Origin of the sequence: Pradoshia eiseniae (assembly GCF_002946355.1) — a bacterium.
Classification (GTDB): Bacteria; Bacillota; Bacilli; order Bacillales; family Pradoshiaceae; genus Pradoshia; species Pradoshia eiseniae.
Genome location: NZ_PKOZ01000034.1, coordinates 1 through 3,279 on the forward strand (window position 1 = coordinate 1; position 3,279 = coordinate 3,279).

Here is a 3,279-nt window from a genome sequence, read left to right on the forward strand (position 1 = left end):
GCCCGATACAATATCGGACTCATTCTATGCGAGCTGCTTAAGGAAATAACTGTGTCTAACTTTTTGGGGTCACTTCAACACAGCCCTTTCTTAATTTTTACCACCCTATAGTATTTTCCGTTGTTTGATAAACCCGTATATGATTGGGATTGTCACACTCACTATCAGGATAGGCAGAAACCATTTCCCAAACGGGCTCCCCCAATCAAGTGCAACCGCAATCGATTCAAAAGAAATCAAAGCAAAGATAATGAAAATAATATTTTTTAGTTGATTCGTCAGCTTTCTGCTGGCCAAATAAAACTCTCTGGCATTCTCTTTATTCAAGCGCTCAGGATAATTATGTATATGGGGAAACCTTTCAATGACTTGCATTAACCCTCCTACCAAGGCGCCAATAACCGGCAAAATAAGCAGCTCTGTCTTTGAGCCCCAGCGATCCACCTCACCCAAAGCATTGTAATGCGCTGGAACCTTATCCGGCAGCGAATTCCACATGAAAATCATAAGGGCTATAGAGCCAAAATAAACTGTGTATCCAATTACATCCCCTATCTTTTCACTCTTTGTTTTTTCAATTTTTAATTTAGGTCTCTCCCATGAACTCGAGATCTCACTTCCCCCCTCTCCCTTTTGCTTAACACCAAAATGTATCTCTATTATTTATTCGATACCTTTTTTTAGAATTCCTTTTTTCGATTAATATAGATAAGATGTACTTTTTGTATCTAAAGCTCAGTACGGATGTATGTCGGACATCCCTGCCTTCCCTCACATGCCTTCTTACAAAGCTTCTCCCCAATCGGATATACATGCTGTGATAAATAGGAGCTACTTTTTTAATGGTATTCTTAATCTGATGGACAATCACTAACATTAATTCGCCAGATCATGTGATCATTCCCTTCTCCCCAATAATCCTTTAAAAGATAATCAGGCTCTCCAAATTTCTTTTTCCAAATCATTTGTGCACGAGTGTATCCACTGTCGAGACAGAATTCTCCGATTCCCTTTTTTCGAATAACAGAATACATCGCCTCGAGCAATAAATTTCCTACACCCTTCCTTTGGAAGTCGGGATGGACAAATACCGTACCTACCTCAATCAGTCCTATGTAGACATTGTTTGTACACCTTCTTATGAGATTACTTACTGGACCATATTCAATTGAGCCTATTATTTTGCCGTCATTTAAAGCAATCAAGAAAAATCTTTCCTCGCCATTGCTTTCCATATCACTTACTATGTATTTCTTCTTAATCTCTATTTCATCTTGAATATCATCCGCTTTCTCCCCTATGCCTTCTTTGTTAAACGTATCCGTAATCACTGTTTCAAAGAACTCATTTATCTGCTTAATGTCTTCCCTTTTCGGTCTTCTAATCTCCACATTGAGCATAAAATCCCTCCAAGCAGTAATCTTTGCTCCTATACCTTAGCCCTTGACTACAACAAGAAGCTTTAATAGAAAAAGGCCTTAACCCATCTGTTTAAGGGCATGTTTTCTAACCTACAACACACTAAAGTACAATGGACTTATACAGATAATAATCGCCATAATAATGGATAATCCGATGGAGACAATCATTTGCTTCGGATTCTTATAAAAGACTACACACAAAAACACATACATGATTAACTCTTCGAAATGAGCTAAATCTACATAGAATAAGCCGATGCTTAAAGAAAGACTTAACATTAATCCCATAGGCAATGCAGGCAAAATCATAGCGAGCCGTTCATTATCCTTTGCTTTCCAAACAACCGCTGCAAGTAAAGGCGATATTATTGCTATGCCGCCCCAGCCTATAAAATAACTCGTTGGGAAGAACCCAAATAAATAAGCCGAATAGATATAATAACTGAGTAACATTCCTAGAAAGAATACAAATGTATTCATAGCTGCCCTTCTCCATGTCTTACTGTATGCAGCTACCAATGTAGCAATCCATACCCATATACCTAACCTTGTAAATAAGTCCCCCAGAAAATGAAGAACATTCGTAACCCAACTCCCATCAACTGCAACAGTATCTAAATATTTCGAGGTTATACCCAAGATTATTCCTAAAACAAAACATAAAATAACGTCTGTACTTTTGTAATTCACCATAATCATTTCTTTTTACTCCCACAGTCTAAGGTTGTGTAATTTTTCTATGCCAGTAACCTGTCCGATCCCTTACACTTCGCATGACTAAAAGGCTGACTTGTTTAAAATATGAAGAAGTGCGGGCAATTCCATCAGGTCCTCTATCATATATTCTGCTTCAACATTGCTCCATTGAGTATCTTTTTTCCAAATTCCCTTCATCCCGGCTTTTTGAGAAGCCTTTACATCATTTTCAAGGTGGTCTCCAACATAAACACTATGATTGGGCGAAACATAAGTCGATCCAAGGCTCGCAAGAATATAGCGGGATCAGGTTTTTTTAGTCCTCCCCATTCCGAAACTAGGATCGCTTCAAAATATTTTTCAATCCCTAACGCCTTGATATTATCCATTTGAAATTGGCCCATTCCGTTCGTTATGATTCCTAGAATCCATTGATTCCTTCTAAGTTCCTCTAACAAATCAACCAGGTTGGGAAAAGGTATGCAGTGATCTTTAAAATGGCTGATGTAATCCTGAAGTAATTCCTCCCAAGTTACCCCTCTTATGTCGAATTCCTCCGTGAGTTGTTGATATACTTTATCTTTCCACACGTAACCACGATGATCGAGTTCTATAAACCGGGTAATGTAATCCTCTTTTGGAATATGGTTAACCCACTTATTTAATCTGTCATATTGGTTATCAATAAATTTCTTTACCGACTCGTCCCTATTTTACAAAGTCCCATCTAAATCTAAGATGACAGCCTTTATCATATGTAATCTACTCCTCGAATGCAGTTTTTACTTTTATTCTATATAAGTAAACTAAATACCTTTTTAAGCTAAACTGCACTTTACTTCGTAAAAGATTCAACACCAAAAGGCATTAATCCTACCTGGATCAACGTTACAGTCACTCGTCTCCTTGATCCCTTTGCTTCTCTCAATTCGGTGATGCCTGCTGTCAGTCAGGCGAGCGTTTATTACTTCATCCAAAACCATTCATCTCTTTCGAGGTTGAAAGCACAAAAAAACCAGTTCAAAACTGAACTGGTTTCACTTGCCCGGCAACGTCCTACTCTCACAGGGGCGTGAGCCCCAACTACCATCGGCGCTGAAGAGCTTAACTTCCGTGTTCGGAATGGGAACGGGTGTGGCCTCTTCGCCATCATTACCGGACT

General features: G+C 38.8%; 3 protein-coding genes, 1 rRNA gene and 1 pseudogene. All 5 read right to left on the reverse strand.

The window, feature by feature from the left end; all coding sequences use genetic code 11:
• Window positions 1–105 precede the first annotated feature (105 nt).
• The 5 genes and pseudogenes from CYL18_RS18845 to rrf all read right to left on the reverse strand — a co-directional run bounded on the left by CYL18_RS18845 (window position 106) and on the right by rrf (window position 3,277).
• The gene (locus CYL18_RS18845; protein ID WP_104851004.1) at window positions 106–612 is read right to left on the reverse strand and encodes a DUF1648 domain-containing protein; all 507 of its coding nucleotides are present in this window, start codon (window positions 610–612) and stop codon (window positions 106–108) included.
• Window positions 613–851: 239 nt separating this feature from the next.
• Window positions 852–1,400 carry a GNAT family N-acetyltransferase gene (locus tag CYL18_RS18850; RefSeq protein WP_104851005.1) on the reverse strand — a complete coding sequence of 183 codons (549 nt, stop codon included), beginning with the start codon at window positions 1,398–1,400 and terminating at the stop codon, window positions 852–854.
• Window positions 1,401–1,511: 111 nt separating this feature from the next.
• On the reverse strand, window positions 1,512–1,901 hold the full coding sequence (locus CYL18_RS18855) for a hypothetical protein (protein ID WP_236636527.1): 390 nt from the start codon (window positions 1,899–1,901) through the stop codon (window positions 1,512–1,514).
• A 297-nt stretch (window positions 1,902–2,198) separates the two neighbouring features.
• A pseudogene (locus CYL18_RS18860) lies at window positions 2,199–2,872 on the reverse strand (HAD family hydrolase).
• 288 nt (window positions 2,873–3,160) lie between these two features.
• Window positions 3,161–3,277: ribosomal RNA gene (gene rrf / locus CYL18_RS18865) — 5S ribosomal RNA — on the reverse strand.
• Between the last annotated feature and the right edge of the window lie 2 nt (window positions 3,278–3,279).